Here is a 19,418-nt window from a genome sequence, read left to right as displayed (position 1 = left end):
CGGGTGGTGACTATGCAGGCTGAGGACTATTCGGAGTCGCCGATCCGCTGCATCGTCGCGGTCTGGATGTCCAGCCGCCGCTGGAGGCCGGACAGGGTCCGCGAGCTGTAGCCGCCTTCGGAGCGGGCCCGGAACAGCCGTTGCTGCTCGGCCTCCAGGACGCCGAGGGTCACGCGCAGGTACTCGTCGCGCAGCTCGTCCCGCGCCGCCTGGTCCGCGTCGCGCGGCGGCTGCCCGAACCGCTCGCGGATCTCGGCGACGACCTGGGGATCGGCGTCCAGCCCCGGATCGTCGAGGTAGTCCTGGCCGGCGGCGGTGAGGACGGCCATCAGCTCGGTGTACTCGGCGCGGATCCGGTCCTGGTCGTCGCCGGGGATCCGCACCGCGCGGATCACCAGCGGCAGCGTCAGGCCGTTGACCAGCAGGGTCGTGATCGCGACGACGGTGGCGACCAGGACCAGCTGCGGCCGTTGCGCCACGTCCACCGGGAGCGTCTCGGCCGCCGCGACCGTGATCGCGCCGCGCATGCCGGACCAGGCCAGGACCACGCCGCCGCGCCAGCCCAGCGCCTCGTTGAGTTCGAACTCGATGTCGGCCGCGACCCGCCCCACCCGCCTGGTGATGCGGTCGGCCTGGCGGGGGCTGAACCGCTCGGTCAGGTCGTGCTCGTCGATCCGCGACTTTATCCGCTCCACGCGCGGCTTGGCCTGCTCGGCCCGGCGGCGGTCCTTGTGCAGCACCCCGATCAGCGGCGCCACGAAGCCGATGCGCAGGACGATCACGGCGGCCGACGCGGCCAGGCCGACGCCCAGGCCGGTCCACGGCGACAGGTGCTCCTCGCGAACGTCGTCGATCAGGGAGCGCAGACCCAGGCCCATGAGCAAGAAGATGGCGCTCTCCAGCAGGAAGGCCAGGGTGCGCCAGTTCATCCGCTCGGTCATCCGGTCCGTCGCGCGCACGAACCGGGGACTCAGCTCGCCGCTCACCAGGCCGGCGACCACGACCGACAGCACGCCGGAGGCGCGCAGCTCCTCGGCGGGCAGGAAGGCGATGAACGGCACCACGAACGAGATCGCGGTGTTGAGGACGCCGTCGTGCAGCAGCCCGCGGATCCGGACGTTGACATAGCCGACGACCAGCCCGACCGCCACGGCGATCCCCACGGCCTTGACGAAGTCCCAGACCAGGCCGCCCATCGACACCGAACCGGCGATGGCCGCCACCGCCGAGCGCAGCAGCACCAGCGCCGAGGCGTCGTTGACCAGGCCCTCGCCCTCCAGCACGGCCAGCAGCCGGGACGGCAGGCCCAGGCGGCGGCCCACCGCCGTGGCCGCGACCGCGTCGGTGGGGCTGACGACCGCGCCGAGCGCGAAGGCCGTCGGCCAGCCGATGCCCGGCAGCAGCGCGTGGAACAGCCAGCCCGCGCCGAGCGTGGTCCCGGCGACCAGCAGCACCGCCAGGCCGCTGATCGACTTGATGTTCCGCCGGAAGTCGGTGGCGGGCATGTTGACCGCCGCCGCGTAGAGCAGCGGCGGCAGCACGCCGGTGAGCACCACCTCGGGCGCGACGTCGATGCGCGGCACGCCGGGCACGAAGCTGAGGCCGATGCCGACGATCACCAGGCCCAGCGGCGCGGCCAGGCCGAGCCGCTCGGAGAACGCGGCCACCGCCACGATGCTGATGACGCCGGCGACGGCGATGAGTGTCAGTTCCATCGATCGCCATCTTGGCGGTTCGTGGCCGTGCGGCCTGGTCACCACGCGCTGGGGTGATTCGGGGGGCGCCGGATTCGGGGTTGTCACCGAGCCGTCCGCGGCCTGCGGCGCGCGAGCCCGGGGCGCTGAGCTGGCCGAACCGGTTCCCGGCCGCCGCCGCCGCGAGCCCGCGAATGGTAACCCTCGCAGGTATCCATGGGCATGACATACATCGCTGCGATCCGACGCGGCCGAGCCTTCGCCGCCGCCGCCATTACCGCCATTACCGCCACCGTGACCGCCGCCGCGCTGCTCGCCTCCACCGCGTCCGCCGCCACCACGCCGTGGACGGTCGTGCCCAGCGCCGACGCCGGCACCGCGGCCGACAACGTGCTCCACGGCGTGGCCATGCTCGGCGCCTCCGACGGCTTCGCGGTCGGCGGCTTCGCCCCGAGCGGATCGGGCATCCAGGCCACGATCCAGCGCTGGAACGGGACCGCCTGGACCCTGATGCCCACGCCGAGCCCGGACTTCTTCGACGTGCTCAACGGGGTGGCCGCGCTGTCGCCGACCGACGTCTGGGCGGTCGGCGGCGCGGAGTCCACCGCCGGCGCGGCGCAGACCACGCTGATCGAGCACTACGACGGGACCGCCTGGACGATCGTGCCGAGCCCGAACACCGGCGTCAGCAACCGCCTCAACGCGGTCGCCGCGCGGGCCGCCGACGACGTGTGGGCGGTCGGCCAGGACGGCGTCAACGAGTCGCAGCCGATCATCGAGCACTGGAACGGCACAGCGTGGTCCGTGGTTACCGGCGCGGCGCTGCCCGCCGGCGCGACCGCGCTGCTGACCGGCGTCACCACCACCCCGGACGGCGCGGTCTGGGCAGTCGGCGCGGTGCAGACGCCGGTGAAGCCCGAAGGGGTGTCCCGGCGCGCGTACATCGAGCGGCTCCTCGGCGGAACCTGGCAGTCGCTGCCGGTCCCGGCCACCACGGCCGGACTCAACGTCACGCTCAACGCCGTGTCCGCGGCCTCGGCAACCGATGTCTGGGCCGTCGGCGCGCTCGGCGGCCACCCGCTGGCCGAGCACTGGGACGGCACCTCGGTGAGCATTGTGCCGACCCCGGCGATCAGCGGCGCCAGCGTCGTGCTCAAGGGCGTGACCGCGGTCGCCGCCCACGACGCCTGGTTCGTCGGCGACCAGTCGCTGGCCACCGTCTCGATGCGGTCGGACGGGACGACCACCACGGTCCAGCCGACGCCGACCGGCTCCTCGCGCGGCGACCTGACCGCCGTGACGTCGGTCGGGACCACGCTGTTCGCGGTCGGCTCGCAGACCGGCGCGGCCGGGACCGCGAGCCGGAATCTGGCGTTGACCGATCCGAACGGCTGATCGGAGGCGACCGATCCGTCCGATCCGCCGCCGGCTGGGGCGGCGGCCCGGTGAGCCGGCGGCCCGGCGCTTCGTGGAGCGCCGGGCCGCCGGTGTAGTGAATCAGCGTTCTGGGTAGGTCGGTGGCGCGGTCGGTCCGACCGCGTTCCCACCGTCCCACCTGGGGTGATCTATGCGAGTGCGTACTGCGCTGTCCGTGCTGGGAACCACCGCCGCCCTGACCGCGTTCGGGATCGGCCCGGCGTCGGCCTACCCGCCGTTGGCGCTGGGCCCGGGTTCCGGCTGCGCGCCGATCGGCGGCAGCACGGTGTCCTGCCAGGTGTATCCGACCGGCGGCTACGGCAACTATTCGGCGTGCTGGAACGGCGTCTGCGGGCCTTTCGAGCACCTGTACTTCTCGGAGAGCTGCATTCCCAACGGCTCGGTGACGGTCCAGGTCACGGTGCACGACGCGTCGGGGAGCATTTCGGCGACCTACTCCTCGAAGTGCCTGGGCGGTCCGTATCTGCCGTGAGCACCCGGGGCGGCGGGGCCGGGGTCCCGAGTCTCAGGCACTCAGGTACTCAGGCACTCAGGCACTCAGGACTCGGGCCTCCGCCCCGCCCGCACGGACGCCCTCACGAAGGCCTCGCGCCGCAGCTCGACGAAGACGGCGGCGGGATCCCGCACATACAGCCACGGCGAGCTGTCGATCAGGCAGCCGCCGATCTCCTTCCACACCTCGCAGGCCTCGTCCCACCGGCCGACGGTCGTGAGCGCCCAGGCCAGCCGGTTGCCGTCGCCCGCCCCCTGGCCCCGGGCGGTCGGGACGGTCCCGTCCCAGTACTCGTCGAGCGCCTTGGTCAGCGGCGCGCGGCCGGGACCCCGGCGGAAGAACGCCTCGCGGCCGCCCCTGCGCTCGCGGTCCAGCCAGATCTCCATCTGGTTCTCGATGCGCAGCTGGAACGCCAGCGCCGATCCGGGCGCCCGGATCGCGGTCTCCTCGACGAAGGTGTCGGCCAGTTCGCGCGATCCGTACCACTTCGGCTGCCAGTACTGGAGCGCCTGGACGTGGGCGCGCCGGTTCAGCGCGTCGCGGATCAGCAGTTCCTGCCAGACCGGCTCGAAGTCGAGGTTCGAGTACTGAAGGCCGCGCGCCGCCGTCACCAACGTCGTCCACGGCGTCGGGTCCTCGGGCACCAGTTCCGTCGCCTTCAGCGCGAAGCCGACGCAGACCCGCAAGATCTTGTGGAAGGACTCGAACTGGTGGCGGCTCGTGAGCGAGGCGGAGTAGCCGCCCCGCGCGTCCCACGCCCTGGTCACCATCGACTGCGCGTAGACCACGGCGGCATCGGCGGACGACGGCTCGGCCTGGCGCCAGAAGTCCAGCCACCGGGGTCCGCGGGCCGCGGCGAAGCCGAGCTCGAAAACGTAGAGCCCGCGACGGTCCCAGTCCTTGCCCACCTTCACGAGCGCTTCCATCGCCGGCTTCCAGTCGCCGACGCGGCACCCGTCCAGGGCCGCCGCCAGCTCGGGATCGGCGTGGGCGTGGTCCTTGACGACCATGCGGTCCGGGACGAGGCCGTACTTGTGCGGGGTGTAGGACACCGTCTTCAACGGCTTCCGGAGGCTGTACCCGACCAACTTTGTCTGTCCCCTTAGAACGGCGCGATTCCATCCGATGCGCAATCGCGACACTTTGCCAATAGCGGGTGCATGAAGCCCTGACCAGGAGCTTAATGTTCGGGAGCGAAGCGGCGCAGCATACTGACAAACTTCGGCTGGACGACCGAGGTGCCGTCCGCGGGCCGGCTTCCCGCACGCCTGGTGACCGTTCCTCGGCTACAGCCATCCGTTCTTGGCGGCCTTGATGCCGGCTTCGAAGCGGGATTCGGCGTCGAGACGGTCCATGAGGTCGGCCATGATGCGGCGGACGGTGCGGCCGGAGACACCCAGCTTCTTGGCGACGGCCTCGTCGGTGGCGCCGCCGGCCAGCATGTGCAGGATGGCGCGCTCGGTGCTGGTCAGGCCGGTGGCGGATTCGACGGGGCGGGGGGCGTCCAGGGGCGCGGCGCCGGCCCAGATCTGTTCGAACAGGGCGACGAGCTGGGCGACGATGCCGGGATCGGTGGTGTGGACGCGTCCGCCCCAGGGCTGGTCGGGGTCGATGGGGACGACGGCGGCGGCCCGGTCGGCGATGAGCAGCCGCTGGGGTCCGACGGCGGTGGTGCGGACCTGGGCCCCGTGCTCGGCGAGCCACAGACCGTAGGCCAGCGTGGGCGGGTGGTTGCGGATCGCGTCCTGGTAGACGATGTGGCAGGCGATGCCGCGGCCCAGGGTGACGGTGTCGGCGGCTTTGGCGGCCACCAGAACGTCTTCGGGCACCGCGTTGCCGGGCACCAGCGACATCACCTCGGTGGTGGCGCCGGCCACCATCGCGTCCAGCCGGTTCTGGATGGCGTCGGCGCCGAGCAGATGCTCGGTGGCGACCGTGCCGGGGATCACCCGCGTGTCGGAGCGGGGTGCGATCTGCTCGGCGATCAGGCGGGTCGCGGTGGCGCGGGCGTCGGCGATCGCGCGCTGCCGGGCGGCCAGCTCCTCTTCCTGGCGGCGCACCAGCATCGGCAGCGCGATGGCCAGCGGCACGGGTACGAACTCGCCGTCGTATTCGCGGGAGGCACGGAGCAGCTCCAGGGCGACCAGCTCGTCCAAGGCTTCGCGCACCTGGTCCTCGCTCAGGCCCGCCAGCACGGCCAAGGCCGCGACGTCGGCGCGGGGCCGCTGCTGCATGGCGGTGTATACGGTCTGCGCGTTGGTACCGACCCCGACAGTGTCCAGCATTGTGCCCAACCCCCCGTGCCCGAAGACGCTATGTCTCAGTGTACTGAGATTCGCATACCGGTTCGCCGTCGGCAAGATCAGATGACAGGTTCGTGCCGGGACCCGATCATCGGCACCTGCGTGATCGCTGTCATAAAACGGCCAGGCCCTTTTATGAAGGTCCAAACCTCTGTTCGCACCCCCTGACCTGCGGCGAAACTCTTACATGTGGGGCCGGGACGGACCGGCCGACACCGCGGAGCCGGGCCGGAACAGTCCACCCCGCACCCGCGAACGATCACCCCCGCCGTGCCGATTGGAGCCAGTCCCATGTCGAAAACCGTCCGCGCCCTCGCCCTCGCCGCCCTGTTCATCCTCGGTGGCACCGCCACCGCCACCGCGACCGGTGTCGCGGGCACCGTGCCGCCGCGAAGACGCAGACGGTCGTGGCGCTGGACGCCACCCCGTGCATGGCCTGCTGAGCCGACAGAGCTGACAGAGCTGACAGAGCCGACCGAGCCGACAGACCCGTCATGGAACTCGTCCTGGTCGTCCTGACCGCGCCCACGCCACAGGCCAGGACGCCGATCAGCCCCCAAGTCCTCACCGACATCCTGTGGGCCAACGCCACTCCGGCCGACGGCCTCCAGCACATCAGCGTCCGAACTGGACCCGATCCCCGCGACTACGTCATCGGATTGTTCCTGCTCCCGGCCGACACCGACGTCGCCGAGCGCGCACTGCGTATATGCCAACAGGCGGTTCACGCCGCACCCGCATTGAACAACTGGACTGTCGCCCGCTTACGGATCTCCAGCGCATCAGCGCGCCGCAGGCCACAGATTTCGCCGACCAGACCTGACCAGTGACGAAGCAGCCGGAAACCGCCTGTCGTGCCGGGAAGCCGCGTCGGCGTGCGAGCGACCCGTCAGCTGTGCCGCTGTCCGACTCCGCGCCTTGAGCAGCCTCGGCGCGCATCACACCCGAGACCGCCGACCGCCGACCATCGGCCTCCAACCGCCGACCGCCGCCTTGTCGGCCGCGTCTTCGCTGATTTTGAACCAAGGAGCCCTCCGCCATGCCCGGAAAGCCTTCGACGATCCGCCTTGCCACCGCCTCGCTGCTCACGATCGCCGCCCTCGCGGCGTGCGGCCATGACGCCGACCCGCGCTCGGCCGGTCCGGCCGCGAATCCGTCCTCGACGACGTCCGCGTCGTCGACATCCTCGGCAAGCAGCCAGGGAGCCCCGGCAGCAGCGACCGCCACCGGTACCCCGACGCAGGCGGCCGCCACCGCGACCGCCGCCCCGACCACCACATCGCCGGCTTCGCATCCCGCACCGCCGACCGCGAAGGTCGCGCCACCGGCCACCCACACCACTTCCACGGCTCCGGCTCCCCCTCCGGCTCAGGCCCCGACTCAGGCTCCGCCTCCTCCTGCGCCCGTTCCTCCGGCCAGTCTGCCGAACGCCGCGGTCGCGGCCTGGCAGCCGATGGGCGCCCTGGTGGCGATGACACTGCCGCCCAGCCGAACCGTGGGTCTGGGCGAGTGCGCGAAGGTCGTCGGCGCCACGGCTTGGCACGAGCAGGGCTACATCAGTGCTCAGAAGACCCCGGCGCAGGAGGACATCTTCGGCTTCGCCGATGCCGCCACCGCCGCCCAGGCCTACGCGGCGATCGCCGCCGGCCTGAACGGCTGCCAGCAGACCAGTCGGGACGTCCAGCAAGGCGCCGGGGTCCCGGTCGACGCGACCGTCGCCGCGACCGCCACCACCGCGCACGGCCTGGCCTGGTCCCGCACCTGGACCGGCGTGCCCGGGGCCTCCCTGGGCGGCGCGCAGATCAACCACTACTACCTCGTCCGCCACGACACCACGATCATCATCGCCGCCTTCACCGAACTCGGCGCCGACCCCGCTCACCGCTACGACACCGCCGGCGACTCCGCCGTCTTGACCATGCTCGCCGACCACTCCACTTCCTGAACCTGCCGAACCCGACAGCCCCTGAGTCCACTGACAACGATCACGGAGCCCGAAATGAAGAAGAACACGCGTTCGCGCCGCCTGAGCGCCGCCGCCCTGACCGCCGCCGGCGTCGCCGCCGGACTGCTCACCCTGGCCCCCGCGGCACACGCCACCAGTTCGATCGGCGGACCGATCACCCCGAGCGAGATGATGTCCCGGGCCCAGTTCTGGGTGAACAACCACGTCCCCTACAGCCAGTACGGCTTCACCGCGGACCCCCAGGGCACCAACTACCGCGAGGACTGCGCCGGCTACGTGTCGATGGCCTGGCACCTGGGCACCAGCCTGGTCGTCACGGACGGCGGCCCGGCCTTCACCAACTCCGACGGCTCCCCGAACAGCACCTACGACACCGCCGTCGGGGCCTTCACCAACCTCCAGACCGGCGACGGCATGGCCATGCCGCACCACCACATATTCCTGTTCAACGCCTGGACCAACAAGGCCAACGGTGACTTCACCTACTACGCCGAATCCCAGCCGACCGACCCCACCCACGGCCCCACCTCCGCCAATATCTACTCCACCTCGTTGGAGGGCTGGCCGACCTCCAACTACGTCGCCCTGCGCTACAAGAACGTCCAGAACACCGCGACCGTACCGGGCGGCTTCAACGTCGCCGTCGACCTGAACAGCTCGCCGGCCTCCGGCAAGACGGTCTCCGGCGCGGTGAGCCTGACCGCCATAGCCAGCGCCCAGGGCGTCATCAACTCGCTGAGCTACACGATCACCGGCCCGAGCGGCTACTCCGCCACGATCGCCGGCGGCAGCGGAGCCAACAACTACGCCCAGCCCTGGAACACCGCCGGCCTGGCCAACGGCACCTACACCATCGCCGCGACGGCCAACGAGATCGACGGCCAGAACCACACCTACGGCCCGGTCAGCTTCACCGTCTCCAACTCTCCGACGGCACCGCAGGTCGGCGTCACCGGCCCGGCGTCCGGATCGCTCGTCTCGGGGGTGACCACGCTGACCGCCTCGGCCTCGGACACCACCCCGGGTGCCTCGCTCAGCGTCGCCTACCTCGTCGACGGGACCCTCACCGGCGGAGCCCTGACGAGCGCGCCGTACTCCTTCCCGCTGGACACGACACGCCTTTCGAAGGGCACGCACACGATCACCGCCCAGGCCACCGCGACCACCGCCGGCGGCAGCATCTCGACGACCTCCGCCCCGGTCTCGATCGTCGTCGGCGGCACCAGCCCGGCGCTGACCGCGCTGCCCTCCGGCGGCTGGCAGGTCGGCTGGCACGGCGCCGACACGCAGAACGCCGACGGCAGCATGTGGGTGGCCCAGGGCTCCGGTGACGCCATCATCAACGGCCAGCCCGCGGACCCCGACGTCCTCGGCGTCGCCCCCGGAACGTCGGTCTCGATGGCCTCGAAGCCGGACGGCAGCTGGGTCGCGGCCTGGCACGGCACCGACACCCAGAACCCGGGCGGCAGCCTGTGGATCGCGACCGGGACCGGGACCACCATCACCGCGGTGGGGGATCCCGACGTCCTCGGGGTGACGCCGGGTACGAGCCCCTCGATCGTCACCCGCGCCGACGGCTCCTGGGAAGTCGCCTGGAACGGCGGCGGCAGCCTGTGGCTCGCCCACGGCACCGGCACCAACATCTCCGGCCAGCCCGCCGCCCCCTACTCCCTGGGTGTGGCCCCCGGCACCAGCCCGGCGCTGACCGCGCTGACCAACGGCGGCGTCCAGGCAGCCTGGCACGGCTCGGACACCCAGAACGCGAACGGCAGCCTCTGGCTGGCCCAGATCACCGGCGACACCACGATCGTCGGCCAGCCCGCCGACCCCGACGCTCTGGGCGTGGCCGCCGGCACCAGCCCCTCGATCACCACGCGTACTGACGGCTCCTGGGAAGTCGCCTGGAACGGCGGCGGCAACCTCTGGCTCGCCCACGGCACCGGCACCATCATCAACGGCCAGCCCGCGGACCCCGACGTCCTCGGCATGGCCCCCGGCACCAACCCCGCGCTGACCGCACTGAGCAACGGCGACGTCCAGGCGGCCTGGCACGGCTCCGACACCCAGAACGCGAGCGGCAGCCTCTGGCTGGCCCAGATCACCGGCGACACCGCGATCGTCGGCCAGCCCGCCGACCCCGACGTCCTCGGCGTCGCCGCCGGCACCAGCCCCTCGATCATCACCCGCACCGACGGCTCCTGGGAAGTCGCCTGGAACGGCGGCGGCAACCTGTGGCTCGCCCACGGCACCGGCACCATCATCACCGGCGACCCCGCCGACCCCGACGTCCTCGGCATCGTCTGACCCGGCATTGTCTGACCCCGCATTGCCCTGACCCGCCCGCGTGGCGCGGCTTCCGCCCGGAAGCCGCGCCACGCGGCGTTGTTCCGGGGCTCGCGTGCGGCACAGGATTGCCCGTGGCGGCACAGGATGGCCCGTAGCGGCACAGGTTTCGGTCAGCTTGCCACCGGCAGCCCGGCCGCGACGGCGGCGGTCCCGAGCACGTCGCGCAGCATCGCCGGGGTCAGGCGGCCGGTGAAGGTGTTCTGCTGGCTGACGTGATAGCAGCCGAACACTGCCAGGTCGGGTCCGCCGTCGGCGGCGGCGAGGTCGGCGCGGACGCCGTGGCCGAACGCCGGTCGCGGTTTGGGGACGTGCCAGCAGCCGGCGGCCGCGATCGCCGGGAACAGGGCCTGCCAGCCGAACGCGCCGAGCACCACCATCGAGCGCACGGTGGGCCGGGTGAGTTCGAGTTCGCGGACCAGCCAGGGGCGGCAGGTGTCCCGCTCGGCCGGGGTGGGCTTGTTGTCCGGCGGCGCGCAGTGGACCGGCGCGGTGAAGCGGACGCCGCGCAGGTCGAGGCCGTCGTCGGCGGAGACCGACGTGGCCTGGTTCGCCAGGCCGAGGTCGTGCAGGGTGGCGACGAGGATGTCGCCGGAGCGGTCGCCGGTGAACATGCGGCCGGTGCGGTTGCCGCCATGGGCGGCCGGGGCGAGGCCGACGATGAGCAGCGCGGCGTCGGGCGGGCCGAAGCCGGGGACGGGGCGGGCCCAGTAGGTCTGATCGGCGAAGGACTTCCGCTTCACGCTCCCGACCTCCTCGCGCCAGGCCACCAGGCGCGGGCAGGCACGGCAGGAGGACAGCTCGCGGTCGAGGACGGCGAGGGCGGGCGCGGCCGGGGCGATCTCGCTCGGGAGTTCCACAGCGGCAACTTACCGGCGGTGGACGGGGCTCGCGCTTCGGGAGCCGCCGCCGGTCGATGCACGCCGGTTCACGCCAGCTCACGCCGGTTTCACGCCAGTTCTGCTTGGTCGCCTTCGGCGGCGACATCGCGCTGTTCGACCTCGGTCGTGGCCTCCCCCGCGCCCTCGCCCTTCTCCGCGCCCGCGATCTCGCCCGCGACCAGGGCGGCAGGTGCTGGCCGGGGAATCGCTACGTGTTGAGAACGCTCCGCGCTTTCGACGGGGAGCGGATGCAGACCTTGGACAAGGTCGTCGATGAAGGTAATGAACTGTGGAGAGAAGAACCTGCGCGCGTTCGACCAGACCGCCGGAAACTCCGGGACCGCGAAGTCCGCTCGCATGACCTCCACCCACGGCGCCCACACGCCGTCTGGAAACATCCCTCGCAGGTTCTCAAGGTAGTTCTCCTCGTGCTGGTCCAGCCTGACCAGCAGCCACAGCGTCTGCTTGTTCTGCTCGTAGTTGCCCTCGGGATAGCCGCGCGACCCCAGGTGCCATGCCAGAAGGTCCGGATCGTCCTTGAGGTAGACGCTGCGCTGAGAAGTGTTGGCGGCTATCAGACGCCGGTACGAACTCTGTTCGAGGGATTTGGACATCGAGCGCGTCTGAGAAGCCATCTCGCGTGCCTGGCGAACAGTGATGATGAGCGCGCCTGCGACGGCCAGCAGAGAGATCGATTGCAGCCAATCCGAGAGTGCCATGCATCCCCCCACAAAACCGGGTGCGATGGTCGGTTCGAGCCTCTCTTCTGCTGCTTCCCTGTGCCGCCGACGTTCACACTGAGCATCGTGCGGGACCGGCTACCGGGCGGAGTCGATCCGACTTCCCTCATCCCCGCTTCGGGAGCTGCTCGCCGATCGGCGTCACCGGCGGCATGACGAAGTCGCGCCGCAGGTGGTTGCCGCCGTCGACGACCAGGGTGTGGCCGGTGAGGAAGGCGGCGAACGGGGAGCACAGGTAGGTGGCGGCCCAGCCGATCTCGTGGCGGCGGCCGGTGCGCAGGGCGGGCTGGCGGCGCGCGTCCTCGGACGGGTCGGTGCGCAGGGCTTTGAGGTCGCCGCGCATCTCGTCGTGCGGGAACAGGCCCGGCGCGAGGGCGTTGACGCGGATGCCGTCGGGGGCCCACTCCACGGCCAGCGACTTGGTCAGGTTCCCGACGCCGGCCTTCGCCGCGGCGGCGTGCGCCATACCGGGGCCGCCGGTGAAGGCCTGGGTGGCCAGGATGTTGAGGATGGCGGCCGGCGCGCGCCGGGCGGTGCAGCGGCGGTGGAGTTCGCGGGAGCACAGGAACGTGCCGTCCAGGACGATGTCGGTGACCGCGCGCCAGCCGTTCGGCGACAGGTCGGCGGCGGCCACCGGGAAGTTCGCGGCGGCATTGTTGACCAGCACGCCGACCGGGCCGAGCACGCTCTCGACGGCGTCGAAGGCGCTCCGGACGGCGTCGGCGTCGCGCACGTCGCAGGGCACGCCGACCGCCTCGCCCCCGGCCTCCCGCACCGCGGCCACCCCGCGCTCCCGGTGCCCGGCATCACGACTGGCGATACCGACGGCGGCACCGCAGCGGGCGAACTCCGCGGCCATCGCCCGCCCGAGCCCGGTTCCGCCACCGGTGACCAGGACGGTGACACCGGCGAAGGTGTCGCGCGGCAGCATCGGAGTGCCGGGCGGCGGGGGTTCGGGCAGGCCGGGGGGCATGGCTACTCCTGGGGGATGGGAGGTGGCGCGGAATCGGAGCGGTCGGTGTCCGGGCCGGGTGCAGCGTCGGCAGAGCCTGGGCTGGGCAGCGCGGCGGCGGAGCCCGGGCCGGGGAGCGCGGCGTCGGGCGTTGCCTCACGCGCAGGGCCGTAAGCAGGATCGGGCGCCGTTTCGACCACCGAATCGTCGTCTGCTCCCGCACCGGCGGGCGTTGCGCGCTCGACGTACCATTCCCTCCCCGCCAGCCGCGCATAGAGCGGCACCGGAAGGAGGGTCATAACCCGATGCAGCTTGCTGCCGCGCCCGTTGCCCATCTGCGAGTGGTGCTGCGCGAGTGCGGCCTGCTTGGTAGCCGCGTATGCGCGCACGTCGACGCGGTGCGTGATCGTCGCGCGCGGGCTGCCGAACCATGAGGGGTCGGAGAAGTCGTAGCGTCGCAGGATCCGCATCGCCTGCAACACCTTGCCGAGCCGCACGATCGGCTCGCGTGGCACCGTCCCCTCCAGCACCCGCACCCCGGTCAGCTCCGCCGCGCGCGCCCCTACCTCGTGCACGCGCACGTGATCGCGGTGCCCGTAACCGCCGTTCGGGTCGTAGCTGAGCAGCAGGTCGGCGTGCTCCTCGCGGATGATCGCCGCCAGCCGGCCGGCTGCCTCCTCCAGCGGGGCGCGGACGAAGCGCACCCGGTCCGGCGGGTCCGGATACAGCAGCGGTCCGTGGCCGCTGTCGGCGTATCCGAGGTGTTCGACCCGCGCCACGCCGAGCACGCGGGCGCTGGCGCGCAGCTCGTCGAGGCGGCCCAGCGCGCCCGGCTCCCGCGCGTCGCCCATCGCGCCGTCGCAGGCCACGACGACCACGGTCCGGTGCCCCTCGGCCGCGAGCCGGGCGAGGGTGCCGCCGGTGACGAGGACCTCGTCGTCGGGGTGGGCGTGGAAGGCGATGACAGTCTTGGCGGAGGTGTCGCTCGACATGTCCGGAGGACGTCGGCGGGACGCGGAGCGGTTGCGGGGTCTCGGTCTCAGTCTCAGCCTCAGTCTCAGTCTCACGTCGCCGGTCTCACTTCCCCTCGAACTCCGCCGCGCTCCGCCGTGCCTTCGCCGCGTATCCGAGCGGCGCGTCCTCGGAGATGAACGTGTTCGCGGCGAACAGCGCGGCCTGTCCCATCGCCTCCGCGAGCCCGCGGTCGGCGAACGCGTCGATCGAGCGCTTGATCGCCTGCACCGCCAGCGGCGCGTTCGCGGCGATCTCGCGGGCCAGGTCGCGGGCCGCCGGCAGGAGGTCCGCCGGGCTGGTCAGGGCCTGCACCACGCCGATGCGGGCCGCGGTCTCGGCGTCGACGCGGCGCCCGGTCAGCGCCAGCAGCTTGGCCCAGCCGCTGCCGGCATCGCGGGCCAGGCGCATCTCGCCGCCGGCGTCGATCGCCATGCCGATCTGCGCCTTCGGCAGGGCGAACACCGCGTCGGTGGCGGCCACGCGGATGTCGCACATCAGCGCCAGTTCGAAGCCGAAGCCGAGGCAGTACCCCTGCACGGCGCCGATGACCGGCTGCGGCAGGGTCGCGAAGGCGCGGAACTGCTCGTGGACCCAGCGCAGGCCCTCGGCGAAGTTGCGCGCGCGCTCGGCGGCGGAGCGGCCGGTGATGCGGTCCTCGGGCAGCCCCAGGTCGACGCCCGCGCAGAACGACCGGCCCTCGCCGCGCACCACCAGCACCCGGATCCGCTCGTCGAAGCGCACCCGCGCCGTCAGCCGCGCCAGCTGCCGGGACGCCTCCCAGCTCCAGGCGTTCAGCTTCTCGGGCCGGTCGAGCACCAGCGTGGCGACGCCGTCCTGGTCGGCGGCCTCCAGCCGCAGCTGCCAGTCCTTCTCCGCGGTCAGCGGTTCTGTGCGGAACATCGGCCCACCCCAATCTGACGCTGCGTCAGATTACCGGCGGCGGGCTCCGCCGGGAAGTCCCGCGTCGGAACTCCCCGGCGGTCGGCAGCCGTCCGCTGCCATCCGCTACCCGCTACCCGCTACCCGCTACAAGGCCAATGCCGCCAAAGCAGCGTTCACAATCGCCCCCGGCACCAGGTCGTGCTGCTCATACAGGTCCGCGACCGCCCCGGACTGCCCGAACGAGTCCACCCCCAGCGGCACCGCCGGCACCCCGACCGCCGACCCCAGCCACGCCATGGCGTGCGAGGCCGCGTCGTGCACCGTCACGATCGGCGCCCGGCCCGGGAACAGCTCCTTGAGCACCGACGGCCGCCGCGGCCCGGAGGCCGTCCGGTAGTCCTGCTGCAACGAGCGGCGCCACCCGGTGTAGAGCCGGTCCAGCGACGTCACGTCGACCACGTGCGCCGCCACGCCCTCCGCCGCCAGCTCCTCGGCGGCGGCCAGCACCTCCGGCAGCACCGCCCCGGACGCCGCCAGGTGCACCACCGGCGCCCCGGCGTTCTCCAGCTCGGAGGCGACGTGCAGCCGGTACCCGCCGGCCAGCACCTGCTCGCGCAGCCGCTCCTCCCCCACCCGCGCCAGCGCCGCCTCGAACGGCGCCTGGTCCAGCGGCCGCGTGGTGAGGCGCAGGTAGGCCGAGGATCCGGCCTCCCCGCGGCCCATCCGCGCCAGCGCGTCGCACAGGATCCAGTCCAGGGTGCGGGTGTAGGCGGGCTCGGAGAACACCACGTTCGGCAGCTCCAGGCCGATCGAGGCGGTGATCGTCGACTGGTGCGCGCCGCCCTCCGGGGCCAGCGTGACGCCCGAGGGCGTGCCGGCGATCAGGAAGCGCGCGCCGGAGTAGGTGCCGTAGATGAAGGCGTCCAGGCCGCGGCAGACGAAGGGGTCGTAGACGGTCCCGATCGGCAGCAGCGGCTGGTCCGACAGGTCCCAGGCCAGGCCGAGCTGCCCGAGCAGCAGGAACAGGTTCATCTCGGAGATGCCCAGCTCGATGTGCTGCCCGGCCGGGGACTCGGTCCAGCGCACCGGGGAGTCGGCGGCGGTGAAGTTCTGCACCTCGCTGGGCGCGAACACGCCGAACTTGTTGATGAACCCGGCCAGGTTCGTGGACGTCGCCACGTCCGGGGCGGTGGTGACCAGGTGCCGCGCCACCTCGGGGGTGCGGGCCAGCCCGGAGACCAGGCGCCCGAACGCCTCCTGGGTCGAGGTCGGCTTGTTCGGCGAGCGGGTCTCGACCTGCACCGGCACCGGGATCGGGGCGTGGGCGGTGGGCTGCGGGCGCTTCAGGGCCGCGGCGCGCGCGGCGACCAGGCGCCCGGCGCCGGTGTCCGGGGCGATCCGGTCCCACTCGGTGGCCTCGGTCAGCCCCTGCGCGGCGCGCAGCGCGGCGACCTGCTCGGTGCTCAGCAGCGCGGAGTGGTTGCGCGGGTTGCCGGCGATCGGCAGGCCCCAGCCCTTGACGGTGTAGGCGAACACCACCGAGGGCCGGTCGGCGACGCGGTCGCACTCGGCGTAGGCGGCGAGCATCGCCTCCAGGTCGTGGCCGCCGAGGTCGGTGAGCAGCGCGCCGAGGTCCTCGTCCGGGACCACCGAGAGCACCGCGCCCACCTCGATGGAGGCGCCCTCCAGGAACCGGGCGCGCAGCTCCGGGCCGGCCAGGCCGAACAGCGACTGGTAGCGCTCGTTCGACATGCCGTCGATCCAGGCCTTCAGCGCCGGGCCGCCGGGCCGGCCGAACACGGCCTGGAGCCGGTGGCCGTACTTGACCTCGACGACGTGCCACCCGGCGGCCTCGAACTGCCGCCGCAGCTGGCCCTCGCGGATGCCGGGCACGACCCGGTCCAGCGACTGCCGGTTGAAGTCGACGATCCACATCACCTCGCCCAGGCCCGCGCAGGCCGGGTCGGCGATGGCCTCCCAGACGTTGCCCTCGTCGAGCTCGGCGTCGCCGAGCAGCGCGACGAAGCGGGAGCGCGGCCGGGCCCCGAAGTGGGCGTCGACGTAGCGGCGCGCGGCGGCGGCGAACAGCGGCGCGGCCGGCCCCAGGCCGACCGAGCCGGTGGAGAAGTCGACGCGGTCCGGGTCCTTGGTGCGGCTGGGGTAGGACTGGAGGCCGCCGAAGGCCCGCAGCCGGGTGAGGTAGGAGCCGTCCAGGTCGCCGAGCAGGTACTGGATGGCGTGGAACACCGGCGAGGCGTGCGGCTTGACCGACACCTTGTCGTCCGGGCCGAGGTGGCTGAAGTAGAGCGCGGTCATCGCGGTGACCAGCGAGGCCGAGGAGGCCTGGTGGCCGCCGACCTTGACCCCGTCGCCGGTGGCGCGGTCGTGGTTGGCGGCGTCGACGATCCGGGTGGCCAGCCACAGCACGCGGCGCTGGATCTCGTCGAGAGCGGCGAGGTCGGGGGCGGCGGTGCCTGGGACGCCGGTGTCCGGGGCGTTGACGGGCGGGGCGACGTTGCCCCGAACAGCGGTTCCGGCGGATTCGTCGGTTCTGGTATCGGCGGCGGGCATGGCGCATCCCTCGCGGTTCAGGGGCGGACGTCGTTGTCGCGCGCCAGGCTCTGCGGGATCACCGCGCCAGGCTCGTGCTCTCATTATCGGCCGGGCGCTGCGCCCCGGAAAACGCCGAGGTCGCGGCGGGGATCTTGATCCACGGGTCGTGGACCCGGGCCCGGGCGCGGTCGGTCCTGGTCAGCGGCCACAGCAGCAGGCCGATGGCGAAGGCGACGAGGTGGCCCAGCGAGGTGTAGTCGACCGCGGCGTCGAAGTCGGTGAGCGAGGCCTGGTAGAGCAGGTAGGCCAGCATCAGCGCCCACACCGACACCCGGAAGGGCCAGCGCAGCCGGTAGGCCAGCAGGGCCGCGCAGGCGTAGGCGCCGTAGCTGATGCCGACGTCGATGGTGCGGGCGTAGACCCGGTCCTGCTCCGGGGTGATCAGCACCGTCTCCTCGATCCACAGCGCGATCAGCACGGTGGCGCCGATGTGCCCGGCCAGGAACGCCAGCAGCGTGCGCCAGGTGCCGATCCAGCGCTCCAGCGGCGCCAGGTAGATCACCGCGGTGAAGGTCATGAACAGCAGTTCGTCCACGTCGGTCCACATCGCCGAGCCGAACAGCACGGTCAGCGGCTCGTGCTTGAGGTGGGACAGGGTGGTGGAGTGGGTGAGCAGGACCGCGTCGCGCAGCTTGGGCGGCAGGCCGATGAGCATCCAGGCGTGCACCGCCACCAGCAGCCACAGCGCCGTGGTGAACGGGGCCAGCCGGGCCCACGCCTTGAGCCAGCTCCAGGCCTGGCGGACGTGGTCGCTGGCCCAGCTGTTGGTGCGCATCAGGTACACGACCAACAGCGCCGCCGGGATGGCGGCGAGCTCGATCCAGCCGGTCCTCAATGGGTTCTCCTGTCGGCGTCTGCTCTACCTGTATGCCCACGACTGTGCGTTCTCTCTCTGAGGAGCCAATGAAATGCGGCGTCCGTGTGTGAGAACTTCCCGACAAGACGACGGCGGGGCGGGGATCCTTGGTTCGGATCCCCGCCCCGCGGTTCAGCGCAGCACAGTTCAGTTCAGTTCAGTGCAGCGCAGTGCGGCTCAGTGCAGCGCAGCTCGGCCCGGCTCAGTGCGAGCCCCTCGGCTTGAACTTGCGGTACAGGAACGCGCCGCCGCCGATCATGGCCGCGCCGATCGGTGCCAGCGCCAGGCCGTCGGCGCCGGTGTGGGCCAGCGAGCCGGTCGCCCCGGCCGGCTGCGCCACGTCGCCGACCGGCTCGCCGCCGGTGGTGCGGGGCACGGTGGTCCCGGGCGTCGTGGTGACGGGGGTGGACGGCGGCGCGGCGGGCGGCGGGGCGGCCGTGGTGGTGGTCACCGGCGGGGGCGCGGCGACGGCACTGCCGTGGTTGGCGCAGCTGTTGTGCGCGGCGGTGTTGCCGATGCCGATCACGTTGACGCTGTCGCCGCAAGCATTGACCGGGACCGTGACCGGGATCTGCAGGCTGTTGCCGGACAACAGGCCCGGCGAGCCGCCGGCGGTGGTCCCGTTGCCGCTGCCGCCCGCGGCGACCGCGCCGCCGGAGGTCGGAGCGCCGTGGTTGGCGCAGGTGTTGTGCGCGGCGGTGTTGCCGACGCCGACGACGTTGACGCTGTCGCCGCAGACGTTGGCCGGGACGTCGACCGGGACCTGCACGTTGTTGCCGGACAGGACGCCCGGCGAGCCGAACGCGCCGCCGACGGCCGTGGAGCCCCCGGACGCGGCGGATCCGTCCGACGCGGCCGACCCGCCGGTGGCGACGGCGCCGCCGGAGTTCGCGCAGCTGTTGCCGGCGGCCGGGTTCAGCAGGCCCACCACGTTCGCCGTCACGCCGCAGACGTTGATCGGGATGTCGACCGGGATCTGGATGCTGTTGCCCGAGAGGACTCCGGGTGAGCCGCCGGCCGTGCCGGTGGCCCCGGAGCCCGTGCCGGCCGTGTCGGCGTGCGCGATGCCGAATCCGCCGCCGGCGAGCAGACCGCCGGTGGTGATCCCGAACGCGATACGCCGTTTCACTTGCGAATGCATGAAAGCCCCTGCCTTGTATGCCTGTTGTTTCGTCAGACGAGCCGATTGACCTATCCGGCTAACGAGACGTCCGGCGTGAGGTTTTTCCGACTAAACCCGGAAT

The 19,418-nt window shown here is 72.3% G+C and carries 16 protein-coding genes; 5 read left to right on the top strand and 11 right to left on the bottom strand.

The window, feature by feature from the left end:
* Nucleotides 1–26 precede the first annotated feature (26 nt).
* Nucleotides 27–1,715, bottom strand: a complete 1,689-nt coding sequence (locus ABD481_RS12060) for a cation:proton antiporter (RefSeq protein ID WP_344665681.1) — start codon at nucleotides 1,713–1,715, stop codon at nucleotides 27–29.
* Nucleotides 1,716–1,916: 201 nt separating this feature from the next.
* Between ABD481_RS12060 and ABD481_RS12055 the strand changes: the two genes are divergently transcribed.
* Both ABD481_RS12055 and ABD481_RS12050 read left to right on the top strand, forming a co-directional pair.
* Entirely contained in the window at nucleotides 1,917–3,089 is a 1,173-nt protein-coding gene (locus tag ABD481_RS12055) for a hypothetical protein (protein ID WP_344665680.1), read from the top strand.
* A gap of 172 nt (nucleotides 3,090–3,261) precedes the next feature.
* Nucleotides 3,262–3,603: a hypothetical protein gene (locus ABD481_RS12050; RefSeq protein WP_344665679.1), complete on the top strand. Its 342-nt coding sequence runs from the start codon at nucleotides 3,262–3,264 to the stop codon at nucleotides 3,601–3,603.
* Between the two features lie 65 nt (nucleotides 3,604–3,668).
* On the opposite strand, the gene ABD481_RS12045 is transcribed toward ABD481_RS12050, so the two are convergent.
* Together ABD481_RS12045 and ABD481_RS12040 are read right to left on the bottom strand one after the other, a co-directional pair.
* Nucleotides 3,669–4,712, bottom strand: a complete 1,044-nt coding sequence (locus tag ABD481_RS12045; protein ID WP_344665678.1) for a DUF4034 domain-containing protein — start codon at nucleotides 4,710–4,712, stop codon at nucleotides 3,669–3,671.
* A 198-nt stretch (nucleotides 4,713–4,910) separates the two neighbouring features.
* Nucleotides 4,911–5,909, bottom strand: a complete 999-nt coding sequence (locus tag ABD481_RS12040; RefSeq protein ID WP_344665677.1) for a LuxR C-terminal-related transcriptional regulator — start codon at nucleotides 5,907–5,909, stop codon at nucleotides 4,911–4,913.
* Between the two features lie 512 nt (nucleotides 5,910–6,421).
* On the opposite strand from ABD481_RS12040, the gene ABD481_RS12035 reads away from it, so the two are divergent.
* From ABD481_RS12035 to ABD481_RS12025, 3 genes are all read left to right on the top strand, one after another.
* The gene (locus ABD481_RS12035; RefSeq protein ID WP_344665676.1) at nucleotides 6,422–6,757 is read left to right on the top strand and encodes a hypothetical protein; all 336 of its coding nucleotides are present in this window, start codon (nucleotides 6,422–6,424) and stop codon (nucleotides 6,755–6,757) included.
* Between the two features lie 209 nt (nucleotides 6,758–6,966).
* Complete coding sequence (locus tag ABD481_RS12030) at nucleotides 6,967–7,872, top strand: hypothetical protein (RefSeq protein WP_344665675.1); 906 nt, start codon at nucleotides 6,967–6,969, stop codon at nucleotides 7,870–7,872.
* Nucleotides 7,873–7,926: 54 nt separating this feature from the next.
* Nucleotides 7,927–10,197 carry an Ig-like domain-containing protein gene (locus tag ABD481_RS12025; protein ID WP_344665674.1) on the top strand — a complete coding sequence of 757 codons (2,271 nt, stop codon included), beginning with the start codon at nucleotides 7,927–7,929 and terminating at the stop codon, nucleotides 10,195–10,197.
* 152 nt (nucleotides 10,198–10,349) lie between these two features.
* Here ABD481_RS12025 and ABD481_RS12020 read toward each other — a convergent pair whose 3' ends face one another.
* The 8 genes from ABD481_RS12020 to ABD481_RS11985 form a co-directional block, all read right to left on the bottom strand.
* The gene (locus ABD481_RS12020) at nucleotides 10,350–11,096 is read right to left on the bottom strand and encodes a uracil-DNA glycosylase (protein WP_344665673.1); all 747 of its coding nucleotides are present in this window, start codon (nucleotides 11,094–11,096) and stop codon (nucleotides 10,350–10,352) included.
* An 89-nt stretch (nucleotides 11,097–11,185) separates the two neighbouring features.
* A complete protein-coding gene (locus tag ABD481_RS12015) occupies nucleotides 11,186–11,836 on the bottom strand; it encodes a hypothetical protein (protein WP_344665672.1) in 651 nt (216 codons plus the stop codon).
* A 127-nt stretch (nucleotides 11,837–11,963) separates the two neighbouring features.
* Nucleotides 11,964–12,830 (bottom strand): SDR family oxidoreductase, encoded by an 867-nt coding sequence (locus tag ABD481_RS12010; protein WP_344665671.1) that lies wholly within the window; start codon nucleotides 12,828–12,830, stop codon nucleotides 11,964–11,966.
* A 2-nt stretch (nucleotides 12,831–12,832) separates the two neighbouring features.
* Nucleotides 12,833–13,801, bottom strand: a complete 969-nt coding sequence (locus tag ABD481_RS12005; RefSeq protein ID WP_344665670.1) for a PIG-L deacetylase family protein — start codon at nucleotides 13,799–13,801, stop codon at nucleotides 12,833–12,835.
* Between the two features lie 85 nt (nucleotides 13,802–13,886).
* Nucleotides 13,887–14,723, bottom strand: a complete 837-nt coding sequence (locus ABD481_RS12000; protein WP_344665669.1) for an enoyl-CoA hydratase/isomerase family protein — start codon at nucleotides 14,721–14,723, stop codon at nucleotides 13,887–13,889.
* Between the two features lie 126 nt (nucleotides 14,724–14,849).
* Nucleotides 14,850–17,276 (bottom strand): transketolase-like TK C-terminal-containing protein, encoded by a 2,427-nt coding sequence (locus tag ABD481_RS11995; RefSeq protein WP_344665668.1) that lies wholly within the window; start codon nucleotides 17,274–17,276, stop codon nucleotides 14,850–14,852.
* 58 nt (nucleotides 17,277–17,334) lie between these two features.
* A complete protein-coding gene (locus ABD481_RS11990; protein ID WP_344665667.1) occupies nucleotides 17,335–18,153 on the bottom strand; it encodes a rhomboid-like protein in 819 nt (272 codons plus the stop codon).
* A 223-nt stretch (nucleotides 18,154–18,376) separates the two neighbouring features.
* The gene (locus ABD481_RS11985) at nucleotides 18,377–19,315 is read right to left on the bottom strand and encodes a chaplin (protein ID WP_344665666.1); all 939 of its coding nucleotides are present in this window, start codon (nucleotides 19,313–19,315) and stop codon (nucleotides 18,377–18,379) included.
* Nucleotides 19,316–19,418: the final 103 nt, after the last annotated feature.

Origin of the sequence: Catenulispora yoronensis, from assembly GCF_039531695.1 — a bacterium.
GTDB classification, from domain to species: Bacteria; Actinomycetota; Actinomycetes; order Streptomycetales; family Catenulisporaceae; genus Catenulispora; species Catenulispora yoronensis.
Note: the sequence above shows the minus strand (reverse complement) of the source record. Positions and strands in the feature narration are given on the sequence as shown.